The organism is Pontibacillus chungwhensis (genome assembly GCF_030166655.1).
Classification (GTDB): Bacteria; Bacillota; Bacilli; order Bacillales; family BH030062; genus Pontibacillus.
The window spans coordinates 3,918,536-3,943,978 of sequence record NZ_CP126446.1; the positions used below are offsets into that span (position 1 = coordinate 3,918,536).

At 43.8% G+C, this 25,443-nt stretch carries 21 protein-coding genes, 1 pseudogene and 1 riboswitch; of the genes and pseudogenes, 6 read left to right on the top strand and 16 right to left on the bottom strand.

Features of this window, described 5'->3' with window-relative positions:
* Positions 1 to 19 precede the first annotated feature (19 nt).
* Positions 20 to 1,027 carry an alpha/beta hydrolase gene (locus QNI29_RS19895; RefSeq protein WP_231417657.1) on the bottom strand — a complete coding sequence of 336 codons (1,008 nt, stop codon included), beginning with the start codon at positions 1,025 to 1,027 and terminating at the stop codon, positions 20 to 22.
* Positions 1,028 to 1,154: 127 nt separating this feature from the next.
* The gene (locus tag QNI29_RS19900) at positions 1,155 to 2,318 is read right to left on the bottom strand and encodes an MFS transporter (RefSeq protein WP_231417656.1); all 1,164 of its coding nucleotides are present in this window, start codon (positions 2,316 to 2,318) and stop codon (positions 1,155 to 1,157) included.
* A gap of 177 nt (positions 2,319 to 2,495) precedes the next feature.
* On the opposite strand from QNI29_RS19900, the gene QNI29_RS19905 reads away from it, so the two are divergent.
* A complete protein-coding gene (locus tag QNI29_RS19905; protein WP_231417972.1) occupies positions 2,496 to 3,254 on the top strand; it encodes a TrmB family transcriptional regulator in 759 nt (252 codons plus the stop codon).
* Between the two features lie 38 nt (positions 3,255 to 3,292).
* Here QNI29_RS19905 and QNI29_RS19910 read toward each other — a convergent pair whose 3' ends face one another.
* The 6 genes from QNI29_RS19910 to QNI29_RS19935 form a co-directional block, all read right to left on the bottom strand.
* Positions 3,293 to 6,178, bottom strand: a complete 2,886-nt coding sequence (locus QNI29_RS19910; RefSeq protein WP_231417655.1) for an S-layer homology domain-containing protein — start codon at positions 6,176 to 6,178, stop codon at positions 3,293 to 3,295.
* Between the two features lie 219 nt (positions 6,179 to 6,397).
* The gene (locus QNI29_RS19915; protein ID WP_231417654.1) at positions 6,398 to 7,630 is read right to left on the bottom strand and encodes a Glu/Leu/Phe/Val family dehydrogenase; all 1,233 of its coding nucleotides are present in this window, start codon (positions 7,628 to 7,630) and stop codon (positions 6,398 to 6,400) included.
* 63 nt (positions 7,631 to 7,693) lie between these two features.
* On the bottom strand, positions 7,694 to 8,137 hold the full coding sequence (locus tag QNI29_RS19920; RefSeq protein ID WP_231417653.1) for a YueI family protein: 444 nt from the start codon (positions 8,135 to 8,137) through the stop codon (positions 7,694 to 7,696).
* A gap of 133 nt (positions 8,138 to 8,270) precedes the next feature.
* Positions 8,271 to 9,512: an aminopeptidase gene (locus tag QNI29_RS19925; protein ID WP_231417652.1), complete on the bottom strand. Its 1,242-nt coding sequence runs from the start codon at positions 9,510 to 9,512 to the stop codon at positions 8,271 to 8,273.
* 128 nt (positions 9,513 to 9,640) lie between these two features.
* Positions 9,641 to 11,080: a cryptochrome/photolyase family protein gene (locus QNI29_RS19930; protein ID WP_231417651.1), complete on the bottom strand. Its 1,440-nt coding sequence runs from the start codon at positions 11,078 to 11,080 to the stop codon at positions 9,641 to 9,643.
* Positions 11,081 to 11,272: 192 nt separating this feature from the next.
* Complete coding sequence (locus QNI29_RS19935) at positions 11,273 to 12,151, bottom strand: LysR family transcriptional regulator (protein WP_231417650.1); 879 nt, start codon at positions 12,149 to 12,151, stop codon at positions 11,273 to 11,275.
* A 105-nt stretch (positions 12,152 to 12,256) separates the two neighbouring features.
* Between QNI29_RS19935 and QNI29_RS19940 the strand changes: the two genes are divergently transcribed.
* Both QNI29_RS19940 and QNI29_RS19945 read left to right on the top strand, forming a co-directional pair.
* Positions 12,257 to 13,252: a YeiH family protein gene (locus tag QNI29_RS19940; protein ID WP_231417649.1), complete on the top strand. Its 996-nt coding sequence runs from the start codon at positions 12,257 to 12,259 to the stop codon at positions 13,250 to 13,252.
* Between the two features lie 90 nt (positions 13,253 to 13,342).
* Positions 13,343 to 13,444: a YjcZ family sporulation protein gene (locus tag QNI29_RS19945; protein WP_231417648.1), complete on the top strand. Its 102-nt coding sequence runs from the start codon at positions 13,343 to 13,345 to the stop codon at positions 13,442 to 13,444.
* 270 nt (positions 13,445 to 13,714) lie between these two features.
* Here QNI29_RS19945 and QNI29_RS19950 read toward each other — a convergent pair whose 3' ends face one another.
* From QNI29_RS19950 to QNI29_RS19975, 6 genes and pseudogenes are all read right to left on the bottom strand, one after another.
* Complete coding sequence (locus QNI29_RS19950; RefSeq protein WP_231417647.1) at positions 13,715 to 14,704, bottom strand: DUF4003 family protein; 990 nt, start codon at positions 14,702 to 14,704, stop codon at positions 13,715 to 13,717.
* A gap of 109 nt (positions 14,705 to 14,813) precedes the next feature.
* Positions 14,814 to 15,284, bottom strand: a complete 471-nt coding sequence (ribH, locus tag QNI29_RS19955; RefSeq protein WP_231417646.1) for a 6,7-dimethyl-8-ribityllumazine synthase — start codon at positions 15,282 to 15,284, stop codon at positions 14,814 to 14,816.
* 12 nt (positions 15,285 to 15,296) lie between these two features.
* Positions 15,297 to 16,490: a bifunctional 3,4-dihydroxy-2-butanone-4-phosphate synthase/GTP cyclohydrolase II gene (locus QNI29_RS19960; protein ID WP_231417645.1), complete on the bottom strand. Its 1,194-nt coding sequence runs from the start codon at positions 16,488 to 16,490 to the stop codon at positions 15,297 to 15,299.
* 26 nt (positions 16,491 to 16,516) lie between these two features.
* Positions 16,517 to 17,164: a riboflavin synthase gene (gene ribE / locus QNI29_RS19965; RefSeq protein ID WP_231417971.1), complete on the bottom strand. Its 648-nt coding sequence runs from the start codon at positions 17,162 to 17,164 to the stop codon at positions 16,517 to 16,519.
* Positions 17,137 to 18,245 (bottom strand): annotated as a pseudogene (gene ribD / locus QNI29_RS19970) (bifunctional diaminohydroxyphosphoribosylaminopyrimidine deaminase/5-amino-6-(5-phosphoribosylamino)uracil reductase RibD). The gene ribE and the pseudogene ribD overlap by 28 nt, the downstream one beginning before the upstream one ends.
* A gap of 172 nt (positions 18,246 to 18,417) precedes the next feature.
* Positions 18,418 to 18,562, bottom strand: a riboswitch (FMN riboswitch).
* A 186-nt stretch (positions 18,563 to 18,748) separates the two neighbouring features.
* Positions 18,749 to 19,195 carry an OsmC family protein gene (locus tag QNI29_RS19975; RefSeq protein ID WP_231417644.1) on the bottom strand — a complete coding sequence of 149 codons (447 nt, stop codon included), beginning with the start codon at positions 19,193 to 19,195 and terminating at the stop codon, positions 18,749 to 18,751.
* Positions 19,196 to 19,419: 224 nt separating this feature from the next.
* Between QNI29_RS19975 and QNI29_RS19980 the strand changes: the two genes are divergently transcribed.
* Complete coding sequence (locus tag QNI29_RS19980) at positions 19,420 to 20,889, top strand: phytoene desaturase family protein (RefSeq protein ID WP_231417643.1); 1,470 nt, start codon at positions 19,420 to 19,422, stop codon at positions 20,887 to 20,889.
* A gap of 9 nt (positions 20,890 to 20,898) precedes the next feature.
* On the opposite strand, the gene QNI29_RS19985 is transcribed toward QNI29_RS19980, so the two are convergent.
* On the bottom strand, positions 20,899 to 22,098 hold the full coding sequence (locus QNI29_RS19985; protein ID WP_231417642.1) for an MFS transporter: 1,200 nt from the start codon (positions 22,096 to 22,098) through the stop codon (positions 20,899 to 20,901).
* A gap of 594 nt (positions 22,099 to 22,692) precedes the next feature.
* Here QNI29_RS19985 and QNI29_RS19990 point away from each other — a divergent pair.
* Entirely contained in the window at positions 22,693 to 23,613 is a 921-nt protein-coding gene (locus tag QNI29_RS19990; RefSeq protein WP_231417641.1) for a hypothetical protein, read from the top strand.
* 45 nt (positions 23,614 to 23,658) lie between these two features.
* Here the strand turns inward: QNI29_RS19990 and QNI29_RS19995 are convergent, their stop codons facing one another.
* Positions 23,659 to 23,961 carry an EthD family reductase gene (locus QNI29_RS19995; protein WP_231417640.1) on the bottom strand — a complete coding sequence of 101 codons (303 nt, stop codon included), beginning with the start codon at positions 23,959 to 23,961 and terminating at the stop codon, positions 23,659 to 23,661.
* A gap of 150 nt (positions 23,962 to 24,111) precedes the next feature.
* On the opposite strand from QNI29_RS19995, the gene QNI29_RS20000 reads away from it, so the two are divergent.
* Positions 24,112 to 25,443: a cytochrome ubiquinol oxidase subunit I gene (locus QNI29_RS20000; protein ID WP_231417639.1), complete on the top strand. Its 1,332-nt coding sequence runs from the start codon at positions 24,112 to 24,114 to the stop codon at positions 25,441 to 25,443.

A 25,443-nucleotide genomic window follows, 5' to 3' on the forward strand; every position in this document is an offset into this window, starting at 1 on the left:
GGCTTAGAGATCTAAAACTCTAAGCCTTTAATTTTTCTGTATTCAGTTGCGTTAACCAATCGAGTGTCTGTTCATTGTAGACAGATTCACCGACCTTGGTATGAAGTTCTACATGTTCGCCGTCCTGGACCGTTCGTAGTTGCGTCAAAGGGTGAGACTGCTTTGAATAAACACTTTCAATGACCTCATAGAAAGCATCCCGATCTGAAGTCCCATGCCAGAAAAGGATGGGGATGTCACTACTGGTCTTGAACACATTTTGTATAGGGTGATCGTCTTTCCTAAATCCCATCTTTCTCTTCCATAAAAGATATAGAAAAGGAAGCGATATGTAGACAGGAAGCCCACTCCAAACATGTAATTGCCTCGCAAGTATGGAGGGAGTCACAACAATGGAAGAGTCTAAGATAATCGCATCCACTAAAGGTGTGACCTTATTGACTGCATAGTATAGCGACGTATTTCCTCCGTAAGAATACCCGATTAAACCAACAAATTCGTGCCCCATCTCTTTAGCATAGTCCACAACCGTGGCAAGGTCTTCGCTCTCTAGAGCACCACCTGTAACCTTATGAGCTCCTTCTCTTTCTCCAATTGGATATTCAAAGGTAATGACCGAATACCCTCGTGCTGCGAAGTACTTAAATTGCTCATAAGAAGACTCTCCTAATTGCTCCCTGGAGAGGCCGAAGCCATGGGAGTAGATAAGGACTGGATTCCCAACCGATGCTTGGGTTGAAGGAATATACCATCCCTTAATCGGATGACCAGTTGGGGTTGTTAACTCTATATCTCTATAATTTAACCCCACTTCCTTTTGTGGGTTACTCGTTGCGGTCGCCATTTTGTCATTGTTCAATGACGTGAAGATATGATTGTAGATCATAAAGAAACCTATTATGTAGATAAGAATTAAAGTGGTATCCATTCCTATATACCACAGCCAGCTTCCACCAAAGATAAGGCGAGAAAAAGGAATAGCTAGCACTAGAGCGAAGGCACTATACAGTATTTTTCCGATAATCATTCTCTCCCATCCTCTTTGAATACCATTATCTTTTCATAAAAATTGGATAATTTCTACTATTTTTTCAATTAACACAGATAAAAAAGCATGGATTATGAACATCCATGCTTACTCCGATCCGTATATCCTATCGTTCCCCAACCGCAACTTCACTCCGTTGGCGCGTCATGGAGAATACAGCAGCTCCTAGAGCAATGACAATAAACACTCCTCCAACTGTTGCGTTATACTCTACAGAGGCCCGTTCAATCACAATACTTCCAATGGACGAACCAAGAGCAATTCCGAGGTGAAGGCTTGAGTTATTTAAGCTCTGTTGAATATCTGATGACTCAGGGGCTGATTCAATCAGATAGCTTTGTTGAGCAGGAGTTACAGCCCAGCTGAGCATACTCCAGATCACCATCACGATTAAAAACAGCGGAAACGAGAACGTCGTGTAAGGTATGAGGAATATGGAGACGGCAAATACCGAAATAATCCCTAATACCGAAGGCTTTGTACCGAAACGATCGGCTAACATGCCACCAACGCCTCCTCCTAATACAGCGGCAACGCCAAAGATCAGATAAACAATACTGACCCACGTTCCGTTCAACCCCATTGTCGTTTTTAAGAATGGAGTTAGATACCCGTATAACGTCAAGTGACCGGCCAGAAATAGAAAGGAGGTCATTTGCGCAAACAGAATCTTGTGATCCTTAAGCGTCTTCAGTTGCTCTTTTATAGGGATTGATGGTTTAGGCGCAATGCGTTCCATAAAGAAATATACGCCTGCCATTGAAAGCAATGTTAATACGGTGATTAACACAAAGGGAGCACGCCACCCAAAAGCGTTTCCTAGCATTAACCCGAAGGGAACGCCCAATACGAGCGAGCCGCTGATTCCCATAAATACAATGCCAATCGCTCGTGCACGATACGCATCGCTGACAATGTTTGAAGCAAGTGTTACACAAAGTACGACAAGGAGCGCCCCACTAGCTGCTGAGACCATTCTGGCTGCCATCAAAACAGCATACGTCGGCGCAAATACGGCAATGATATTTCCTACCAAGAACACAACGAGTGTCCATAACGTCAGTTTCTTTCGCTCGATTTGAGACGTCATGGCTAAGAGAATAGGACCAGCAATCGCAAATACGACAGAAAAAATTGATATTAAGAGTCCTGCTTTCCCTACTGTAACGCCAAGATCTAGCGCTACTAAGTCTAAAATTCCACCTATAATCAGTTCGACCATGCCTACTACAAAGGCAACGATCGTTAATAGATATACACGCTTATCCATCCATACCGCCCTCTCATTTTCGTTACCACTATAATGGTAACTCCAAAAACTTGAAAGTACAAGCCCAAATTCTATGACCCCCCAGGGTGCCCCACCTTCCACCTGTCCTTCTCACATAAGAAATTCAGATATGCTAAGATAGAGCTAACGAATCGAACGAAAAGGGAGCTATGAATGATGCTTCAACCATTTGGATTTACACAATATGAAAGCAAGATATATGAAGCCCTCATTTCTATCAATGAACCCCTTGATGCAACGGGAATTGTTAAACGATCTGGCGTCCCCCGCTCAAAGGTGTATGAAGTGCTTCATCGTATGAGTGAAAAAGGTATGATTTTAGAATCTACGGTTGATAAGAAACGACAATATACGGCTTTACCAATTGAATCAACCATTGAGAAACTAAAGGCCGACTTCGAGGCAAACGTTGAACATTTACGGAATATCCCTACCGTTGAAACGCCGTCTGATGATCGAGTATGGACATTAAAAGATGATCAATCCATCCAGGCCGTTCAAAGGGAAATGATTAAAGAGGCAACAGATTCCATTATTATTTCGGGGTGGGCTGATGACTTACGCGTACACCTGCCGTTACTCGAGGAGTTTGAACGAAATGGAGGAGAGGTAGAAGTTCACACCATCGGTGAACTGAATACATCCATTACCAATGTGTCGGTATTAGTGCCAAACTCTATGCACGAAGCATTAGAACGAAGTCGCATTCTTATCATCGACCATCAAGTGATGATTTTTGCTGGCATTGAACAAAACGTTTGGCAAGCTATTCAAACAGAATCACAGCCTTTGGTTAAATTCTTTAAAGAATTTTTCTACCATGATGTGGCCTTAACTGAAATTACTAAGAAATACAGTGATACCATCTTAGAGGATTCGAATATTCGGGAATTGCTTTTGAAATTACGGTATTAAAAAAACCTCACCAACTTGACGTTGGTGAGGTTTTTTCTTTACTTAATTTGTTTGTGTAGCATGTAAACCACTTTCGCTGCTTGTCCGCGATTTGCATTTGCTAATGGGTCAAAGTCATTCCCATTATACCCTTCCATGATACCAAGCTCTCTGGCAGCATCGATATAGTGGTTAAAGTAATCATTGATTTCATTTTCATCATCGTACATGTAATCTTCAGTCACTTCATATTCCATACCCATTTTTGCCTCATAGGCTTCAACTAGCATAACAGCCATTTCCTGGCGTGTAATGGAGCGATGAGGAGCAAATTTAGTTTCAGATATTCCATCTGTAATACCAACCTGGTAGGCAGCAGCTACTTCATCTGCAAATGTGTCCCCCACATCATCAAATGGAACTTCCATATCTGTTTCAAACCCAAGTGATCTTACAAGAATGGCTGTAAACTCACCACGTGTGATCTCTCTTGCAGGTTCAAAATGGTTTTCGTCTACTCCTTTTACGACACCTTGATCAGCAAGGGCCTGAATTGGTTCATAAGCCCAATGGTCTTTCGGTACATCTTCAAACATAGCTTCTTCGACTGGTTCTTTATCTTCCGTTTCAAATTGTTCAGGATACTGATTCACGATCGCACCACTGAATAGTTTAGCCGGCGTAAACATATGACCATATCCACTACGCGCAATTCTCCATGCCGCATCATAATCTTCGTCGACGTATTTATCGAACGTCTTCGTCAACTGGTCAACGTGCACTGCCAATCCTTGTGCCAATTTAGCAGATGGAACGCGACCGTCTGTTGCCTGATCCATAAATAGAGAGAAGTCTTTACGATAGTCATCTAACTCATCAAGGGCTTTTTGTTTCGCTTCTTCATCATCACTGGCTGTTGCCTTTACGTAATCAACAAAGTAGCCGATATGTGAGCTCCACAGATCTTTAAATTGTTCGCCTGCCTCATCCCCGTAAACAGATCCAATGGCAGAAGCCAATTCTTCTGTATTCATAGATAGGGTTTTAACATTGGCATCAAACTCTGGTGCTCCTTCAATGCCGTTTTGCATCGCCTGCTGAGCTAGGGCAAAGTGCTCAGACAGAAGGAAATCAAGGCGGGAACGAAGCTCAGCCGCAGGTGTCATCGCTTTCGTTTCGTTATATTCTTCAGGGAACTGGCTTACGATCGCACTAGACAGACCTTTACTGGTCATATACATGTGTTCCATCGCATTACTCTGAATCATATACGCTTTCTCATAGTCTCCATCAACGAATGCTTCAAATCCATCGATAAGTTGATCCTTATGAGTTTCAAGCCCTTCAGCAAGACCTTCCGCTTTTAGTTTTCCATCTGTTGCAGTAGAGATGAATTGAGAGAATTCTTCTTTATAGTCAGAAAGGTTATCTAATGCCTCCTGCTTGGCTTCTTCGTTGCCTTCACCTGTTGCTGTTACATAATCAACGAAGTAACCAACGTGGTCGCTCCACAGGTCTTTAAATTGTTCGCCAGCGTCTTCTCCATATACGTTTGTCATGGCCATGGCTAAATCATCTGTGTTTTTGCTAAGCGCTTCAGCAGCCTGGGAGAAGTCTTCGTCCCCGTTTGCTCCTTTACGCATCGCTGTCATCGCTAAATACACATGCTCAGAGAATAAACGATCAAGGGTTGCGCGAAGTTCAACCGCAGGAGTTGAAACGGTTGGGCCATCCATTTCTGTTGTAAATAGATCTGGATATTGCTTCACAATCGCACTGCTAAATAGCTTCGCTGGAGTAAACATGTGGCCATATCCTTCACGGGCGATTTCCCAAGCTTTGTCATAATCTTCATTTACATACGCATCGAATGTTCCCGTTAGTTGTTTAACGTGTGTTTGAAGACCTTTGGCAAGTCCATCTGCCGGCACGCCACCATCTGTTGCTGTACTCATAAAGGAAGAAAAGTCTTCACGATATTCATCCAGCTCATCTAACGCGTCCTGACGTGCTTCTTCATCTTGTTCCCCTGTTGCCACCACGTAATTAACGAAATATTGAATATGAGAACTCCAAAGCTTCTTGAACTTCTCTTCTCCTTTATCTCCATAGACGGAGCCAATGGTCGCAGCTAGCTCATCTGTGTTCGCATTTAGCGTATTAAGATTTGCCTCAAATTCCGGTGCTCCCTGGATGCCATTTTGCATCGCTTGTTGAGCAAGCGCAAAGTGCTCAGACAACAAGAAATCTAAATCAGAACGAAGCTGGGCAGCTTTCGTAACTGATTTCGTCGAATTGAACTTGTCAGGATATTGATTCACAATCGCACTTGAGAGCCCCTTACTCGTCATATACATATGCTCCATGGCTTCACTTTGAGTCTCGTAAGCTGCTTCATAGTCTCCTTCTACAAATTCGTTAAAGCCTCTGATTAGCTGATCTTTATGCGTTTCTAACCCTTCAGCTAATGCCTCAGCTTTAAGCTGTCCATTGGTAGCGTTTGAAATAAACGTAGAGAATTCTTCTTTATAATCAGAAAGGTTAGCAAGCGCTTCTTCTTTCGCATCTTCATCCTCAGCAGCCGTAGCCTTTACATAATCTACGAAGTACCCAACGTGATCACTCCATAATTGATTGAACTTCTCACCGGCGTTCACTCCATAAACACTGGCCATCGCCATTGTTAAATCTTCTGTATTTCCATTTAAAGCTTCTGCAGCTTCTTCAAAGTCAGGGTCTCCGTTTGCCCCTTTCCTCATCGCTGTCATCGCTAAGTACACATGCTCAGAGAACAGTTTATCAAGCGTTGCTCTAAGCTCAACCGCTTCCGTTTGTACTGTTGGCTTCATCACTTTCTCTCCGTGATTGTCTGCAAATGTAATGCTACTTGGAATAAGCAAAGAAGCACTTAACGCCCCTGCTGTTACAACTCGTTTAATATTCAATAAATAACCTCCCTAATGTTTTGCCACCGCCGAACGCTGTTGAAATATGTATAAAATCTGTGCTGAAATAAGCATTAAATAATGACCATGACTTAGGTCTTATTCCTCTCTGAAGAATATTTAAACGCTTTCAAACCGATTGAACTCAAAAATCTTGCATTTGAGATATACTTTTATAGATTCTTGACGGAATCAGGCAAAAAAAAAGAATGGGTTGAATTAATCAACCCATCCACGTGCGTACATCGCATCACCTAACCGCTTCACTGCTAAGTAGAAGGCAGCGTGGCGCATACTTTTATCAATATCTTCTTTCATATCATAAACTTCCTGGAACGCAATAGACATGTCTTTATCTAAGCGCTCGTTAACGACTTCTTTCGCCCAGTGGTCGTGCATATCGTTTTGCATCCATTCAAATGCAGAAACCATCACGCCACCTGAGTTACAAAGAATATCCGGGATGACGAACACCCCGTTTTCTGCCAGGATATCGTCGCCTTCTTCCGTTGTTGGACCGTTTGCTGCTTCAGCTACAATCTTGGCTTTAATCTTCGGTGCTGTGTCTTTCGTTAACTGGTTTTCAAGCGCCGCGGGTATGAAGATGTCACACTCGACATCAAAGATCTCTGTTGGATCTTTCTCGTCTGTATACCCTTTTAACGTTTCATTTTCTTCCATATACTCTAGCATATCCGGAATGTCTAAACCGCTCTCATCATAGACGAGCGTATCCACATCGGCGATAGCCGTCACCTTCATCCCTTTTTCGTAAAGAGATTTGGCTGTAACCGAACCTACATTGCCGAAGCCTTGAATAGCTACTGTGGACTCTTCCGCATCCATATCTAACTTCTTCAGCGCTTCTAATATGTTAATGACCACGCCACGGCCTGTTGCCTCTACGCGACCTTCAGAACCACCAACAACTGGAGGTTTCCCTGTGATGAAACCAGGAATATTGCGGCCTCTTAATTTGAAGAACTCATCCATCATCCAGCCCATGACACGACCATTCGTGTTCACATCTGGTGCCGGGATATCTTTTTGAGGTCCAATAACCGGTTCGATCTGCTGAACGTATTGGCGGCTTAGCCGCTGTAGTTCACGTTTTGATAATGTACTTGGGTCAATTTGAACGCCACCTTTGGCCCCTCCAAAAGGAAGTTTTAAAATGGATGTTTTCATCGTCATCCACATGGAGAGAGCCACAACTTCTTCTTCACTTACATTTTCGTGAAAGCGAATGCCACCCTTACCAGGACCTAAGAGGTCACTATGAACGGAGCGAAAACCTGTATAGGTCTCGATCGTTCCGTCGTCTCTTTCAAGAGGAATCGAAATTTTAATGCAGTGCTTGGGTTCCTTTAAGATTTGATAGACAGAAGGGGATAGATCCAGCTCTTCTACTACCTCGTTGATTTGCTTTTGTAACCAATCTAATGTGCTCACAGAGTCACTCCTTCGTCTTAGTCTATAAGACATCTTCCCAAAGCAAGCACTGCCGAAACCAAATTATGGTTTCCTTCTTAAGAAATTAAGGAAGCGCTTCACCATATTCCCCTTCACTTCAGGGCTCGTACCGGTTACCTCCTCTTGTAAAAAAATCTCCTCTACATCTACAGCGTGCTCATACGTGAGGACAGCTCCGAGGTCAGAATTGGCTTCTCGGTTATTAATTACCGTATATTCAAGTCCGTGTTTTAAAGCACTATCTCGGTAGGCCTTATAATAACGGGAACTAATCTTACCATTGAGGAGAAGATGGGCTTTCGGGTTATTCTTCATAACCTCCTCCATCTCTATAGCCCCTTTCCCCTTCATAACCTGTCCCTTCGTCAGCGCGAACACGACACGTTCTCGAATGGTACCTAAATAACGCTTCCTCTCTCCAGGCTTTGTTTCAGGCGTACCATAGATCCCATTTTGTAAATAATCTTCTACTTGTTTATCACTCATCTTGTTCATCCTTTATCTGGTGTATCTTTTTAGAGTCCCCAACACCCCAGGAACCATGTGAATACCTTCACTATAAGAAAAAGAAGACACAAATAAAAGCCCAAACACAAGGTTTGGACTTTTTCGTTATGCTTTATTCAAAATCAATGGCCCAATTTCCGTTTCGGAAAATCGGTTCAGACGTACCATCTTCATAGACCCCATCAATATCCATCTCAGCAGACCCCATCATAAAGTCTTCATGGACCATACTCTCATTAACCCCGTGCTTGGCTTTTTCTTCTTCACTCATATCAGAACCGCCTTTTACATTTGTAGGATAAGCGCCTCCTAAAGCTAAGTGACAAGATGCATTCTCATCATACAACGTGTTAAAGAAGATAAGCTCTGATTGAGAGATCGGAGAATGGTGAGGAACAAGCGCTACTTCACCTAGATGGCGAGCTCCTTCATCGGTATCAAGAAGAAGTTTTAACGTCTCTTCGCCTTGTTCTGCTTTGAAGTCTACAACTTTTCCATTCTCAAATTTCAATGTAAAGTTCTCAATTAGATTGCCTGCATAATTCAATGGTTTCGTGCTTGTTACGGTGCCATTGACTCCGTCTTTATGTGGCATTGTGAATACTTCTTCAGTCGGCATATTCGGATTAAACTTCACCCCGTCTTGAGATTTCGTATCTCCTCCATGCCAAATGTGGTTATCCACTAATTGAAGAGAGAGATCTGTTCCTGGCCCTTTATATACCAGCTTTTTGTACTGCTTTTCATTCAAGTAAGCACGGGCTTTTCGTAACGTTGCGTTATGCTCTTCCCACGCTGCAATTGGATCGTCCTGATCAATTCGTGTGATCTTAAAGATTTGATCCCATAGCTGATCCATCGCTTCTTCTTCTGTAGCACTCGGGTAAATCTTCTTCGCCCAATTTACTGTTGGAACAGAGACGATTGACCATGTAATCTTGTCATTCATCACATATTGCTGGTATTCCTTCATGGCTTGGCCGCCTGCTTTGTTGGCTGCTGCCACGCGATTTGGATCGATGTCTTTCAGTAGATCGGGATTCGGCGCATAGATTGAAAGAACAGAAGCTCCGTCCTTGGCATAACTCATGACCTCGTCTACTTTCCAACCGGGTACATTCTCTAACACTTCCATGGGAGCATTCTTCATTTTTAAGTACGTTAAATCTTCATCTGACCAACGAACGTGTACATCTTTCGCTCCTGCCTCGTAAGCTCGCTTGGCAACGATTCTTACAAAATCGGCATTCTCCACGCTCGAATTAATCACTAACGCTTGGCCTTCTTGTAAATTAACCCCTGTATGTATAGCAAGATCTGCATACTTTTGTAGCTGTTGTTCCGTTGGTTTCATGGTTCATTTCCCTCCATAATCCTTTTCTTTTTTCTATTTTCTTATTATTTCATATTTTCAAAACCTTGCCTAGTCAAAGAGATAGAGGCAAGGTTTTAGGAGTAGAAATTGCAAAAGTGAGTCTGCCTTCATGAATCTTTGCGCTGTTCAAATACTTCGATCGCACGCTTTCGCATCGTTTTATGATCAACGCTTGGTTCTGGATAATCTTCCCCTATTTTACAGTTGTACTGGTTTTGTTCTTCATCCGACATTTTGGATGGTTCATGAATATATTTCTTCGGAACATCTTTTAGTTCAGGAAGGTAGGATCTGATAAATGTTCCTTCTGGGTCAAACCGTTCAGATTGTCTGGTTGGATTGAATACGCGGAAATAAGGGACAGCATCTGTTCCAGTTGAGGCCGCCCATTGCCAGCCGCCAATATTTGAGGAAGCATCATAATCAATGAGGCATTCTTCGAAATATCGTTCCCCTTTTCTCCAGTCCATCAAATAGTCCTTTGTCAGGAATGAAGCCACGACCATCCTTAGACGATTGTGCATCCACCCGATGGTATTCAACTGACGCATAGCCGCGTCCACAATCGGATATCCGGTCTGCCCTTGCTTCCACTTCTCAAAGTACTCTTCATCCTGGTTCCAATCAATTCCCTGGTATTGATCGCTGACTTCTTCGTCCTTGCTGTTTGGATAAATATAATAAATCATATTATAAAAATCCCGCCAGGCAATTTCAGAGATATACGTCTCAAGCCCTTTCGACTCTCCGTTATCTTCTTTAATCTCCATGGCTTTGTGATAGACGGTCCGCGGGGAAAGGACGCCATTTTTCAAATAAGGAGAAATCATACTCGTAGCATTCTTCGATGGGAAGTCTCGATTTTCTTCATAGTGATGGACTTTATGATGGAGAAAATGAGCCAACCGCCCAACAGCTGATCGTTCCCCTATGTGATTCCATTCTTTCGTGCATTTGGAGAGGAGGTCTCGAAAGGCTTTCTCCCCTCTCTTGAATTGATCGGTATAATCTGCCCCAAGTTCAGAAAGCTTCTGCTTATCAACCCTGAATACGGCGGGCTTTTCTAATGAGGACCACATCCGATAATAGGGGGTGAAAACCTTGTAATAGCCCCCATCTTTTTTATGAACTTCTTCAGCCCCATGTATATGGGCATCAACAAAGCTCTCTACATCTATGCCTTGAGCTTCGAGCCACTTGTTTACTTTCTGATCCCGTTCTCTTCCAAAGCCTACTTCGTCTTTATTATAAAAAACAGAACGGATCGCAAAGTCTTGGTCTAGTAAGTGTTGAAAGGCTTCTTCTACTTCCCCTGTTATAAAGTGGATAGGGAAGTCATATTCTGCTGCGTGGTTGATTAGATCCTCAAGCGTTCGGAAGAAATAATCATGGCGAACCGTGAACGATTCATTAAGCGATGGGTGTATATGAAACAATCCGAGTACTTTAGCTCTGGATTGTTCAGCATCTTTTAAAGCATAATACAACGCCTTATGATCACTCAGGCGTAGATCTTGCCGAAACCAAACGATGTTCACCTTTTGCATAAGGCACCTCCTCCTTCATTCTATACCCCATCCTACCCAAACCTCACCACACTTATAAACTCTCAATGCGTCCAGAGGCACACCCCTTCGGTGCCTGACACCCTTTAGCGAAATAAAGGAGTAAAGGAGTAAAGGGTGTCTGACACCTTATGACTCGCTAAAGCAATAAAGGGTGTCTGACACGTGGCGGGGTTATTTGTGAGATTGTATGAGGTTATAGAAGACGGTGGTGGCTTTGGTGTGCATAGGTTTCTGGCGCAGGAGGATAGAGAAGCTTCGTTTTAAGGTGGCTTTTGGCAAATCAATGACCTCTAAGGTTTCCATAGCCATCTCTTTACGGATCGTCCACAGTGATAGGAATGTGAGACCTAGTCCTGCCTCCACCGATTCTTTTATAATTTGGGTGCTTCCAAACTCCATTCGCTCTGTTGGGTCAATTTCTACATTTTCAAACATGCGCTCGGTTGCCTCCCGAGTTCCTGATCCCTTCTCTCTTGTAATCCACATCGCTTGCTCTAAATCATGTACCGTAACTTCTTCTTTTTGTACTAGTGGGTGGTCGTGTGAAGCTACAATCTTCATTTCATCATCAGCAAACGGATGCACATCAATAGAAGGCTCTTCCACCTCTCCTTCAACAATCCCAATATCAAGCGCCATGTCTGCTACCTGTTTAGCGATATCCTGAGTATTTCCTATCGTAATCTTAGGGTGAATCGACGGATACTCTTTTCGCATTTGTGCAATAATGCGTGGTAACACATATTCCCCGTACGTATAGCTTGCTCCAATGGAAAGCTCTCCTTTGGGCTCATTATATAATTCATGAATTAAATGATGCATCGTCTCCTGATGCCCAATCATCTGCTTGGCGTGCTCATAGACGATCTCGCCTGCTTTAGTCAGAACCATTTTCTTATAGGTTCGATCTAACAACTTAACGCCCATCTTGGACTCTAATGATTTAATGTATTGGCTTACAGCTGGCTGGGTCATGTAAAGGTGTTCCGCTGCTTTCGAAAATCCCTGTTGCTCGACTACGGTAATAAATACTTTATACATATCATTCATTTTAAACACCTCGCATTATAAGCGATTACTTATAACCTATATTATTATGATTTATTTCACTTATAGACCTACCAAGCGTAACATAAATCAACGGAGGTGCACGTTATGTATACATTCTTATCTCGTTCTCCGTTCCTTGGAGGAATTGGGTTTACCTTTATATTAGCCGCTTTCGGAATTTTACTGGCTGGGCTACCAGGCTTTCAGTACATTGGCGCTTTAGCCACTTCCATTCTGTTAGCGATTTTGTTTCGCCAATTGTTCGGTTATCCTACAGCCCTTGCTTCTGGTTTGCAATTTTCCACGAAGAAATTACTTCGGGTTGCGATTATTTTATTCGGATTGAAACTCAACATAGACGTTGTTTTAAATGAAGGTCTTGGCTTATTAGCTAAAGGAGCTGGCACGATTATTGTAGCTATAACCTTAACGATGATCCTGTCTCGCTGGTTTAAAGCAAATACAATGATCTCCATGCTTCTGGCCGTTGGAACAGGAGTATGTGGAGCTGCTGCGATCGCTGCTGTGTCTCCAATCTTAAAATCTAAAGAAGAAGACACTGCCTTAAGTGTTGGCATTATCGCCCTTGTAGGAACCATCTTTGGTATTGCCTATACCATCATCGGTCCACTTCTTCCCCTATCAGCTGAACAGTACGGAATATGGTCTGGTTTGAGCCTGCATGAGATCGCTCACGTGGCACTAGCAGCTGAACCGGCTGGCGAAGATGCTCTGGCTATGGCTCTCCTTGCGAAGTTAGGAAGGGTGCTGTTATTAATCCCTCTTTCCTTTATCCTTGTATTTTGGATGCGTCGTAAACGTCACGATGAGACAGAGGCACAAGTGAACTTCCCATGGTTCTTAATTGGTTTTATCGTCATGAGCTTAGTAGGGACGTATCTTTTAGGGGACGTCATTCCGACATCTGAAGCTTTCTTAACAGGGGTTTCACATGTCACAACATTCTTACTGGCCATGGCGATGAGTGGCCTCGGACTTAACGTAAGTCTAGCCAGTATTAAATCAAAAGCAATGCGCCCTCTTGCTGCAATGCTTATCACCTCTGTCGTACTGTCCTTTATGGCTTACTTTGTTTTATAAAGTGAAACCGTGACACCCGCCCTGCCCCTTTTACGGGAAACGCATATGGTATGAGAGAATACCATATTCCAAATCAAAGAGGTGGAGCACATGTCTAACAGTTATGGTGGAGGATTTGCTTTAGTAGTTGTGTTATTTATTCTTCTAATTATTATCGGCGCTGGAGCGTTCAGCGGCGGATACGGATACTAATCCCAAAAGCATAAGCCCCCCGGTTAGCAACGTATAGACTGGACTGAGCCGGCGTGAGATAAAGGAAACACGATGAGCATACGCGAATCGATGTTGACTTATCGATCAGAGGTGAGGGAAGTCTACTAGTTGCTGGGGACTGGAGCTAGATGTAATCCCAAAAGCATAAGCCCACCGGTTCGCAACGTATAGACTGGACTGGGCCGGCGTGAAATTTTGGAAACACAATGAGCATAAGAAAGCGGGCACCCTTAAGGGATGCCCGCTTCTTTATGATCCGTCTCCACCGCTTGAAACCACTGCAGAACTGCTAGCGAGAACCGCCACCATTGCCGCTTGCTGAGCTTGGATAATGGCCTCCACCGCCGTATATAAACTGGTTTCTATGAACCCTGTATCTTCTGTCCGTTCACTAACAACCATATTTGTGGCAACCTTTACGTTCATTTCAGGATACCATTTGAACAACTTCTCTTTTCCGAGCTTTTCGGATAGTTGTTGCACCTTAGCTACATACTCGGTTCCATCTTCCATTAAGGCCAACATCCCCATCTCAGGATAATAAGCTTGTTTTCCTTTTAAACCATGCTCCACGAATGCTGATTTTACTTGTAAAATTCGATCAACCAGCACTTTCTCCGGCTCCTCTGAAGGAAGGGCAAGAATATGGCTAAGAAACTGTAGTTGATTCCCTTTTGTAAATCCTTTCTCATTTAAATGAGCGTAAAAGGCTTCTACATAATTAATAAGAGCCTCTTCCTCCTTATCCACTTCTCCTAACAGCACAGAAAGGGGATAATCGGTGTTCGTTGTCAGAAATGGATGTTCCACACGCATTCCTTTGTAAATCGAGCGGGCCCGCTCTACAAGGGGTGAATTTAATTCTTTATGTTTCAAGAAGTGAACCATAGCGGCAATATAGGTGAAGACCCCGCGCTGAAACTTCTCATCTACGAACCCTTCATATACTTCTAAGTATTTATGAAACATCTCTTCTGGTTCTTCAAAATAAATATCTAGCATAGCGGCCGTCGTAAACCTGGCTTGCGACTTTAACGTTGAAAACATGCCTACTTGGTCTTTTATATAATCGCTCAGACGTATGAAACGTTCCATATCAAACTCTTTTTCATTCACCATATACATAGAAGCAATCATCATATGGATTTGATTATTAGAGACTGACCACTTTAGCTTCTTTTTCAACCTATGAGTGATGTCTATATATCGATTCATCTTGTATGCTAACTGTTCTTCCAAGAAAACACGCTCCTTACCGTTCAGTTTCTAGTATAATCTACGGGCGTGTCCATTGTTTTGTTTCAAAAAATGTAAAAAAGAAGGCGTAGCGCCTTCTTTTTGTTCTGCCTTATCCTTCAAACGATTTGTTTAGCGTAGCCATTTCGATCGCAGCTGTAGCTGCCTCAAATCCTTTATTCCCAGCTTTTGTACCCGCACGTTCAATCGCTTGTTCAATCGTTTCCGTTGTAATGACTCCGAAAATAACAGGAACTCCTGTCTGCATCGCAGCTTGAGAAACTCCTTTGGCCGCTTCTCCGCAAACGTAATCAAAGTGTGGAGTAGATCCACGAATAACGGCTCCAAGTGTAATAACTGCGTCGTATTTCCCCGTATCCGCCATGCGTTTTGCGATCATCGGGATTTCAAAAGCGCCTGGTACATAAGCTACGTCTACGTCCTCTTCTGCTACCCCATGACGCTTAAGGGCGTCTTGAGCTCCTTCGTTTAATTTACTTGTGATGAAATCATTGAAACGTCCAACAACAATTCCTACTTTTAAACCTGTACCAACTAAGTTGCCTTCAAATGTTTGTCCCATGTTTACGTCCTCCTAATAGTGAAATAGATGTCCTAATTTGGATTGTTTTGTGCTTAAATACCGCTCATTCTCTTCGCGTCTTTCGATTTGAATCGGAACGCGGTCGACAACTTCTAGACCATACCCTTTTAGACCTGTAATTTTCTTAGGGTTGTTCGTGAGTAAGTTTAATTGAGTAATGCCAAGGTCTTTTAAGATTTGAGCTCCAATACCATAGTCTCTAAGATCTGCTGCGAAACCTAGCTTTTCATTCGCTTCGACTGTATCCAGTCCTTGTTCTTGCAATTTATAAGCGTGCATCTTGTTCAGAAGACCAATGCCACGACCTTCCTGACGCATATAAAGAAGGACCCCTTTACCAGCTTCATCAATTTGCTTTAAAGCAGCATGCAGCTGTGGTCCACAGTCACATCGATACGAACCGAATACGTCACCTGTTAGGCATTCTGAATGAACACGGACTAGAGTTGGCTCATCTGGTTGAATGTCCCCTTTCACAAGGGCCACATGTTCTTTGCCATCAATCTCATTTGAATAGCCAACAGCTCGGAACTCTCCGTATTCAGTCGGTAAATTAATTTCTACTTCACGCTGGACTAGCTTTTCTTCACGGTTTCGATATTGAATAAGATCTTGGATCGTAATCATCTTTAAATCATGTTCGTCTGCCATCTTACGAAGATCTGGTACGCGTGCCATTTCACCGTCGTCTTTAATAATTTCACAGATGACACCAGCCGGTTGTCCACCTGCTAGCTTCGCTAGATCCACTGCGGCTTCTGTATGACCTGCTCGTCTAAGCACGCCTCCTTCTTTAGCTAAGAGAGGGAAGACGTGACCTGGTCGTTTGAAGTCTTGTGATTTTGCCTCTGGACTTAGAAGCTGTTGAACCGTGACGGAGCGCTCTGCAGCTGATATTCCGGTTGAAGTTGTTTTGTGATCAATACTGACCGTAAACGCTGTACCGTGAGGGTCTGTGTTGCGCTCAACCATCGGAAACAGTTCTAAGCGATCAGCAAGTTCTTCTGTTACAGGTGTACACACGAGCCCTTTCCCGTAGGTGATCATAAAATTAATGACTTCAGGGGTGGCGTGTTCAGCAAGGGCAATAAGGTCTCCTTCATTCTCACGATCTTCATCATCACAAACAATGACGACCTTCCCTTGTTTCAAATCGTTTAGTGCATCTTGTATCGAATCGAACATATTCGTTCACTCCATTTTTGTGAGGATTATTTAAATCCGTTTTCTTCTAGAAATCCAGCTGTAATGGTTGAGGGGTTCGTCTGTTGTTGTTTCGATAGGAAATTCACAACATATTTACCGAGCATATCAATCTCCATATTCACTTGGTCTCCTGTTCCCTTCTTACCGAGCACCGTGTGTTCAACAGTATGAGGAATAAGAGAAATCGTAATCGTTTGGTTCTCAACTCCAAATACCGTTAAGCTTGTGCCGTCTACAGCTACGGATCCTTTATAGACAAAGTAATCCATCAGCTCTTCCGGCAGTTCGATCGTATAGTAAATGGCATTGGATTCTTGTTTCTTACTCGTTATGGTGCCCACACCATCAACGTGTCCTGAAACCATATGACCACCGAAACGACCATCAGCTTTCATGGAGCGCTCAAGGTTCACAGGACTCCCGGTGCCGAGCTCATTTAAGTTTGTAGCATGGAACGTCTCAGGCATCACATCAAACCGCGCTTCTGTCTGAGTAAAATCCGTTACCGTTAAGCATACGCCGTTTACGGAAATGCTATCCCCGAGATGTACATCTTCTACTACCGTTTTAGCATCAACGGTTATTTCCATTGCTTCTTGCCCTTTTTTGATTCCTTTCACAGAACCTACTTCTTCAATAATTCCAGTAAACATCGTTTCACCTCTATTGATTAGGTTTTGATACGATTTTGATGTCGTTGCCAAGATGAATCACTTCTTCGATCTTTAGGGACATTGCTTCTTCTAAGGAATGTATTCCTTGGCCGCCAATTGGAGTTGGGGCATCATGCCCTCCAATCACTTTAGGTGCGATGTAGGTGATCATTTGCTGAACCATGCCTGCTCGTACAAACGCATCATTCACAGTTGCTCCGCCTTCTACATACAAGGAAGTGACCCCTTTTTCACCAAGCAGATGCATCACGTCTTCAATCGCTATAGTAGGACTCGTCATCGTGATGACTTCTACATGGGAATAAGCGTTATACGCCTCTTTCTTTACTTGATCAACTTGATTCCCCGTTATAATCCAAGTAGGGGCTTCAGGGTCCTGAATTAAGGGAGTTTCTATAGGAGTGCGTAAATGTGTATCCAGTACAATTCGGATCGGGTTCTTTCCACCGTCAGGTAAGCGTGTTGTCAGCCTTGGCTGATCCTTTATCACGGTGTTCACACCAACTAAAATAGCGTCATGCTTATGACGATCCTTATGGACATCTGCGCGCGCTTCTTCACCTGTAATCCACTTGCTCTCACCTGTGGCTGTTGCAATCTTTCCGTCTAACGTCATCGCGCTTTTAAGAGTTACATAAGGTATTTTAGTTGATATAAAGTGATAAAAGACTTCGTTCAAGTTGTCAGCCTCTTCTTTTAATACATCCGTGACCACTTCAATACCAGCTTCCCTAAGCTTCTTGATCCCTCTCCCTGCTACTTGTGGATTTGGATCAAGGGTCGCCACAACAGCTCGCTTAATTCCGGCTTCTACAATCCGGTCGGCACATGGAGGTGTCCTTCCATGATGGCTACATGGCTCAAGGGTTACATAAATGGTTGCACCTTCAGCATCTCGTCCAGCCATATCTAGCGCATGGACCTCAGCATGGGCATGGCCTGCTTTCAAATGCGCTCCCATACCAACCACTTCTCCATCCTTCACTACTACAGCACCAACGGATGGATTCGGGGAGGTCTGCCCGATTGTGGCCTGAGCCATTTCAATTGCCGTTCTCATATACCTCTCGTCCTGGTTCACATTCCCACCTCCTTATCTTTGTCCATATAAAAAACCCTGAGGAAGATACACTTGCCCCAGGGTCTCATGTGAGTGTTTTAAAAAAACGGACATACGTCCAGAATTTTCTGACTACGGCTGGTTTTATACTTATCACCAGTAAAGTCTACTCCTATTCCTTCTCCCATCCGGACTTTAACCGTCGGCTTTGGTTTCTCACCAAATCAACCGCAAAGCGTACTCTGCGGGTCGCGGGCTAGCAAGGCAAAAGCTTGATCACCGCCGGTTGGGATTTTCACCCGACCCCGAAGGAACTATTCGATTATCAAAATACGATTGTACACCTACACTATAATTTATTTTACAACCACACGCAACGAAAAGACACCGCTATCTGGCCGAATCACTTCCCTGCTCTAAAGTGCTAAATGGTGTCTGACACCCTTTCGCGCTGTAAACCAGTGAAGGGTGTCAGACACACTGGGCCGCTTTAGTGCAGTGAATCATTTTACAGTAAGAGTTGGATCTAGAGAAATCTTTACATTCCCTTTTACTGCTCGAGAGATCATACAGCTTGATTCAGCTTTTTCAACGAGCTTTTTAAGCTTCTCAAACTGTTCCTCTGTTGCCTCTTCTTTCAGAGAAACGACGGGACGATGAATGATTTCATCATATGAAATGACGCCTTTCGTTACATCTACAATTCCTTCTGAGGTCATGCTCATTTCGTTTAGCGGAAGCTCAGCGCGCTCAATCATTGCCCCGAGGGTGATGATATAGCACGTCGCAGCCGCTCCTAAGAGCATTTCGTCAGGATTAGTCCCGATCCCTGGTCCGTCCATTTCAGGCGGAATTGAAATTTCTGTTTTAAGTCGATCTGTTTCGATCTCCCCCACTGTATTACGGCCACCAGGCCACTGTGCAGTAAGTTGAAAATGATGCTTCGGCATGTGAGTGCCTCCTTCTTCTACTAAAACAATCTTCCCCAAACGTATCACACCTCCCACTTAAAACAAAGTCACCCGCTTTAACACAATAGAGCAGTGCAGGGTGTCAGACACCCTGCACTGCTCTAAAGCATCATAGCGTGCCTGACACCCTTTAGCCTACTAACGTGAGACAGGGTTACTGGGGTGTTGTATAATGTTTGGAAAGTATGGAAAGGGGTGAGGGAATGGAGCGGTATGATGTGATTGTGGTTGGGGCTGGATTTGGCGGATTAACGTCTGCTGCTTTGTTAGCGAAGGCTGGGTTTTCCGTTGGGGTCCTTGAAGCTTCTAATGAACTTGGTGGATGTGCAGGCAAATTTGACCGACATGGGTATCGCTTCGGAGCCGGTGCAACGGTCGGGATGGGTTTTGAAGAAGGCGGTGTTTTGAAGCGTCTCTTTGAGGAACTGGATGTAGAATTACCGCCCATGACTTCGCTTGATACGATCATGAATATTTACACGCCCCATGATACCATTCACTATTACCAGGAAACGGAACGTTGGTTTCAAGAAGTAGACCGTGTTTTCCCTAATCGCAGCGAGCAAGTCAAGCGCTTTTACAATGAAGTGTTTAAAATTGGCGAACGAATTGATCGGCTTCTTCTGGACCTCCCTGTCTTCCCGCCCAATAGATGGAGAGATTGGCCGAAGCTTTTCAAGTACGTTAATGCTAATTCGGTTGCCCTTACGCCGTACCTGACCCAAACCGTTATGGATCGCTTGAAGGCCTATAACCTCCATCAAGACGAAATGTTTCTGTCTTTCTTAAATGGTCAACTGATGGACAGTGTTCAAACAACAGCGGCTCATTGCCCGGCTTTCTTAGGTTATGCGGCCCTTCAAACCTTTCATAAAGGGGCCTTTTCAGTCGAAGGAGGACTCGCGACCATCGCCGAGAAATTAGCTGACTCCATTAAAGCAAATGGTGGGGATGTGTTACTCAGACGACCTGCACAACGGATTGTCCCCCAAGTGGACGGCTGGATGGTCTCAAGCAGAAGGGAACGCCAGTATCAAGCGGGTAGGGTCATCTTAAATAACTCCCTCCATAATTTCCACCATCTGTTCGAGGATTCCGTACACAAACAATCTGTTGTACAAAAGGATGATTTAACGGCTTCCTGGGGAGCCTTTATGCTCTACCTTGGTGTTGAAGACGTTTACCCAGGAGATGTGCTTTATCACCAGATTATTCAGGATCAAAACAAACCTTTATCAGAGGGAAATCAATTCCTCCTCTCCTTTTCTGGCAAAAACGACCGGAGAATGGCTCCAGAAAACAAGAGGGCCATCACCATCTCAACGCATACCGAAGTTGCCCAGTGGTGGAAACGGGATGACTACGAAGCATTAAAAGAAACCTATACAGAACGCATTCTAACTGGCATTGAACAATATTTCCCTTCATTCAGATCGACCATTGATGTTTTGATGCCAGGAACCCCTGTTACATTTGAACGTTTCGTTAAGCGTGATAAAGGACGTGTAGGAGGGTATATTCCAGATGGTCGCTTCAGCTGGTTGAAGAGCCAATCGATCTACACCGGACTTGAAGGAGTTTATGCTTGCGGAGATACGGTTTTCCCTGGAGCGGGGACACTCGGAACTTCCTTATCCGGTTGGATGGTCGCAAACGAAATTCAAAAGAGCTAATCCAATGGATTAGCTCTTTTCACTTGAATCAAGGGATAGCCAATTGACCAAAACAAGAACAACACATAAAGCCGCAAAGCTATAATAGATCAATCCAGGCGCTTCTTTCATAAAGATTGCAATCACAGGAGGACCGGCAGCCACGCCTACAAAACGAATGCTGCTATAGATCGACGTAATGGTTCCCCTTTCTTCTTTAGGGATCCCTTCTGTAATAAAGGCATCCATACAGGGTAAAGCTACCCCAATGCCAGCTCCAGCTACTGATAAGAGGAGTAAAAAGACCAGCAATCCTGTATCACCCCTGACAAACAAGAAACTAAGAGCTGCCACGCTGTTCCCTGCTACAATCATCCATTTCATAAACGTTTTATTCTCCCCAATCTTACACCCAGACGTATAGGAAGCGATGCACAGAAAAAGGAGAGGAACAGCTAAATAGAAACCTTTCGTTACCCCTAGCTTCTTAAAATCATCTTCTAATACATTTGAGAAGTGAAACAATAAACCAAATAAAACAAACATAAGCACCCCACCTGTTATAAAAACAGAAAAGATCCAGTGCTTGTTCTCTTTAATTAAATCCTTTGTATTCTTCACAAACTGACCAATCGTTGATTTCTTCTCCTCTTCCTTATCCTTTGGAACCTTTACAAGAAACATGACCAGCAGAATCGAAACGAGAGAAAGGACCGGAATAAACAGAAATGGAAAATACCAAACCACCACAGCCAACAATGCACCTAGTATAGGACTAAGCACCTTCCCAAATGTATTCGCTGTTTCAATAATTCCAAGCCCTTTGCTGATCTCTTTTTGATCCTTAAACATATCCCCAACGGTTGGAATTACAACAGGGAACGCCCCTGAAGCCCCAATCCCTTGTATGAATCGTCCAACTAAAATAAGCCAGTAGGGATTCTCCATCAACCAGGCTGCAACCGTTGCAATCCCTCCTCCTACTGCGACCGTAATTAGACTTGGAATGATAATTTTCTTCCTCCCCCATTTGTCAGACAGGTAGCCAAACACGGGAATGAGGGGAATCGCTATTACTGAATAAATGGTGATGATTAAGCTAGACTGGAAAGACGTGATGTTCATTTCCCGCTCCATCAGGGGGAGTACGGGGATTAACATTGAATTCCCGAGCGTCATCATGAGGGGGATGGACGCTAGAGCAAATAAGTCCCACCGTTTGTCCTTCATACACATTACTCCTACTATTAAAGATAAATTGCTATAGCTATTTTGTGTCATTTAGGGTGTGTTCCATCCCCCTCATTTATTGGAATTTCAATAAGCTCCATCTTCCGAAATGAAGGGAGTGTTTCCGTTTGCCGAAATTGAGTGTAAGGTGGTCCTGGAAACCACTCGCTTTCCTGTGGGGAGCTGGTGAGCCTCCTCAGCCGGCAAGCCGGCTTCCGGGGTCTCACCTAGATTGAAATGTGCAAGCGTGGTGCCTAGGACCGTACGGATAAGACAGCTTTTTGGAAAAGGCGTTTAGCCTTTGGAAAAAAGATGACTTATCGCGCTAGGTCCTCCACGCTGGAACTAGCCTAGGCTCCACTTCCCGCGGGAGTCTCGCCGTCCCCGGGCAAGCCCTACCTTAAATTTGAATAACGCCTCCACGTAATGTGGGATGGAAGGAACGCAAGCTTTTTTAGATACAAAAAACCAACGATCTCAATTCCAAATGTTCGATATAAAAAGGCGATATAAAACCATTTAAAATCAAAACCAATTTTACAAAAGGCGTATGCCAAAAGAGATGATACAATAGAGAAAAAGGAGAGGATTTTCATGAAACAGTTATCACAGGAGGCTTTTAAACGGGCGCGCAATTGGGTCATGATGAATGGGCGGCCGCTTGAGCAGGCTTTGTTTGCACATGAGTTTGAGAATGGGCCGGCTGATGATGTTTTAAATGCCCTTCATGCCTATCAGAACGTGGATGGGGGTTTTGGCAATGGCTTAGAGCCGGATATTCAGTTGCCTGATTCGTCCCCGATTGCAACGTCGGTGGCACTTCAGCACTTGGTTCGGTTTGCGGAGGAGCCTAAGGCAGATACAATGATCCGCGAGGCGATTCGTTATTTGGAATACTCATTTTTAGAAGAAAGACAAGGTTGGTTGGCTGTACCTGAGAAAAGTAACGATTTTCCTCATGCATTCTGGTGGACGGTCCATGAGAACGGAATGTCTTGGATTGATGCGAATTGGGGGAATCCTAGTGCTGAGTTAATTGGCTACTTGTACTTATTTGAAGAATACGTAACTGCCTTACATATTCCAAAGTTAATCGATCAAGCGATCCAGCATTTCCTAAGCTTAGAGTCCTTCGATTCTGAACATGAGGTGTATTGTTATTTGCGTCTATTCGCGATGGTTCCATCTCAGCGCACTGAAAAGGTAGAGCGACAATTAACGAAAGCTGTTCAATCGCTCGTTAAATTGGATAGGGAGAATTGGGAGAACTATGTACCATTCCCACTTAAATTTATCCCCTCCCCTGGCTCTCCTGACTTTGGAATTCCGTCTTTTAAAGTCGAAGACAACTTGGATTTCTTTGTAGAGAAGATCGAAGAGAATGGAAAGCTAACGCCTACATGGGAGTGGAATGATTATCCAGAATCTTGGGAGAAAGCTTACCAGCACTGGAGTGGTATCCTTACAGAAGGTACTCTTAGTGCTTTAAGCCGCTTTGAGCGTCTTTCCAAATAATCTACAAAACCCGGTTTTAGCATGGCGCTAAAACCGGGTTTTTGTTTAATCTGTAATAATCATGCCCGGAGCTTCTGTTAAGTACTGCATAAGATTGTCTACGTCCGCTTGTACCTTCTGCCACTGATCAGATGCCAAAGCTTTTTGTAAACGGTCTTTGTTGTCAAATTCAATTTCAGTCACTTGATACACATCCTGTTTCGTATGAACAGAATGAGAAACGGAATGGATGACGGTGTTGATGACACCCTCCATCGAATTGGCTAAAGGCATATGGATTTCTTCATAATAATCTTTAAATGCTTGTTGATCCGTCGGGGGCGGATACATGACCATGATTTTTGCCATCTTAATCCCTCCTGCATCTTTCATTCCCCTATCCTCCGTACGACAAACAACGATTCACCCACTTGGAACACCCTCCAAATCCATGCATAAATTCCAAAAGGTATCGGCATAACTAAACTGACATCGAAACCAATAATGAGGTGAGTAGTGGTGGATACAGTTATGCTGGCACGTGCTCTATTTGGCACGTCTCTTGGCTTTCACATTATTTATGCCACGATCGGGGTAGGTGTGCCCCTGATGATTATCGTGGCTGAACTTATGTATATCATTACCAAAGACGAAGATTACAAGATCATGGCAAAGCGATGGACAAAAGGCTTTGCCATCTTATTAGCTGTTGCGATTGCATCAGGAACCATAGTAGGGGTATTAATTTCTCTCTTATTCCCTGGATTCATGCAAATCGTCGGGCAAGTCATTGCCTTACCTTTCCAAATTGAGATCTTTGCTTTCCTAATAGAAGCCGTCTTTATGTCGATCTACCTCTATGCAGCTGATCGATTACCGACCCCGCTTCGCTTAATCAGTATCATTTCTGTGGCCATTGGGGCCGCTGCATCAGCTATTTTAATTACCGATGCTCATGCCTGGATGAACACACCGGCCGGTTTTGAAATGAATGCTAACGGAGAAGTCATAAACGTGAATCCTTGGCGCGCCTTTTTTAATCCGAGTTTTGCCGTTACCGCTATCCACGTTACGGTATCTGCCTATATGACCGTTGCCTTTCTTGTTGGATCCATCGCAGCAGCTCGCTTGCTTAAAAGTACGATCACAGATCAGGAACGCCGCTACCATAAGAAGAGCATTACGCTTGCGATCTACATTGGAGCAATCATGTCTCTTGCTACAGCCATAAACGGACACGAAACGGCTCAGATGCTCCATGAATACAATCCTCGTAAATTAGCGGCAGCAGAAGGTTTGTTTGAAACCACTACACATGCCCCCCTCTCTGTCGGAGGTTGGACATCACGTGAAGATGAAGAAGTAAAATATGCGATTGAAATTCCTTATGCCTTAAGTTTTCTGGCAGGTGACCGCTTTGACACCGAAGTCAAAGGGCTCAAAGAGTATCCTGAAGAGCTATGGCCTCCCCTTTTCGTCCATACTTTGTTCAACGTCATGGTCGGAATCGGCACCATGCTTATAGGCTTATCCTTCTTCGCGATCTTCTGGAGATGGATTCTGAAAAAAGAGCTCCCCGGATGGATGCTTGCTCTCTTTGTAGGCGGAGGACCTCTTGCGATTATCGGAATTGAGGCCGGGTGGTGCTTTAGCTGTATAGGCAGACAACCCTATACCATTGTCAATGTCTTAAAAACCAGTGACGCCGCCACTCACGCTAATAACGTCGGAATCTTATTCGCTTTATTTGTGACGCTCTATTGTATCTTGCTTATTGTAACCGTAGCCGTGATGGTCTCCTACTTTAAGCGTCACCCTGTAGAACCAGAACTTGTTGAGAAAGGGGTATAA

Excerpts from the sequence above, each read along its gene's own strand:
- QNI29_RS19990 (WP_231417641.1), top strand. The coding sequence starts at position 22,693 with ATGAAACAGTTATCACAGGAGGCTTTTAAACGGGCGCGCAATTGGGTC.
- QNI29_RS19930 (WP_231417651.1), bottom strand. The coding sequence starts at position 11,080 with ATGCAAAAGGTGAACATCGTTTGGTTTCGGCAAGATCTACGCCTGAGT.
- QNI29_RS19905 (WP_231417972.1), top strand. The coding sequence starts at position 2,496 with ATGCTTCAACCATTTGGATTTACACAATATGAAAGCAAGATATATGAA.
- ribE (WP_231417971.1), bottom strand. The coding sequence starts at position 17,164 with ATGTTTACTGGAATTATTGAAGAAGTAGGTTCTGTGAAAGGAATCAAA.
- QNI29_RS19940 (WP_231417649.1), top strand. The coding sequence starts at position 12,257 with ATGTATACATTCTTATCTCGTTCTCCGTTCCTTGGAGGAATTGGGTTT.
- QNI29_RS19980 (WP_231417643.1), top strand. The coding sequence starts at position 19,420 with ATGGAGCGGTATGATGTGATTGTGGTTGGGGCTGGATTTGGCGGATTA.
- QNI29_RS19925 (WP_231417652.1), bottom strand. The coding sequence starts at position 9,512 with ATGAAACCAACGGAACAACAGCTACAAAAGTATGCAGATCTTGCTATA.
- QNI29_RS19935 (WP_231417650.1), bottom strand. The coding sequence starts at position 12,151 with ATGAATGATATGTATAAAGTATTTATTACCGTAGTCGAGCAACAGGGA.
- QNI29_RS19985 (WP_231417642.1), bottom strand. The coding sequence starts at position 22,098 with ATGAAGGACAAACGGTGGGACTTATTTGCTCTAGCGTCCATCCCCCTC.
- QNI29_RS19920 (WP_231417653.1), bottom strand. The coding sequence starts at position 8,137 with ATGAGTGATAAACAAGTAGAAGATTATTTACAAAATGGGATCTATGGT.
- ribH (WP_231417646.1), bottom strand. The coding sequence starts at position 15,284 with ATGGGACAAACATTTGAAGGCAACTTAGTTGGTACAGGTTTAAAAGTA.
- QNI29_RS19945 (WP_231417648.1), top strand. The coding sequence starts at position 13,343 with ATGTCTAACAGTTATGGTGGAGGATTTGCTTTAGTAGTTGTGTTATTT.
- QNI29_RS19900 (WP_231417656.1), bottom strand. The coding sequence starts at position 2,318 with ATGGATAAGCGTGTATATCTATTAACGATCGTTGCCTTTGTAGTAGGC.
- QNI29_RS19960 (WP_231417645.1), bottom strand. The coding sequence starts at position 16,490 with ATGTTCGATTCGATACAAGATGCACTAAACGATTTGAAACAAGGGAAG.
- QNI29_RS19975 (WP_231417644.1), bottom strand. The coding sequence starts at position 19,195 with ATGCCGAAGCATCATTTTCAACTTACTGCACAGTGGCCTGGTGGCCGT.
- QNI29_RS19995 (WP_231417640.1), bottom strand. The coding sequence starts at position 23,961 with ATGGCAAAAATCATGGTCATGTATCCGCCCCCGACGGATCAACAAGCA.
- QNI29_RS19895 (WP_231417657.1), bottom strand. The coding sequence starts at position 1,027 with ATGATTATCGGAAAAATACTGTATAGTGCCTTCGCTCTAGTGCTAGCT.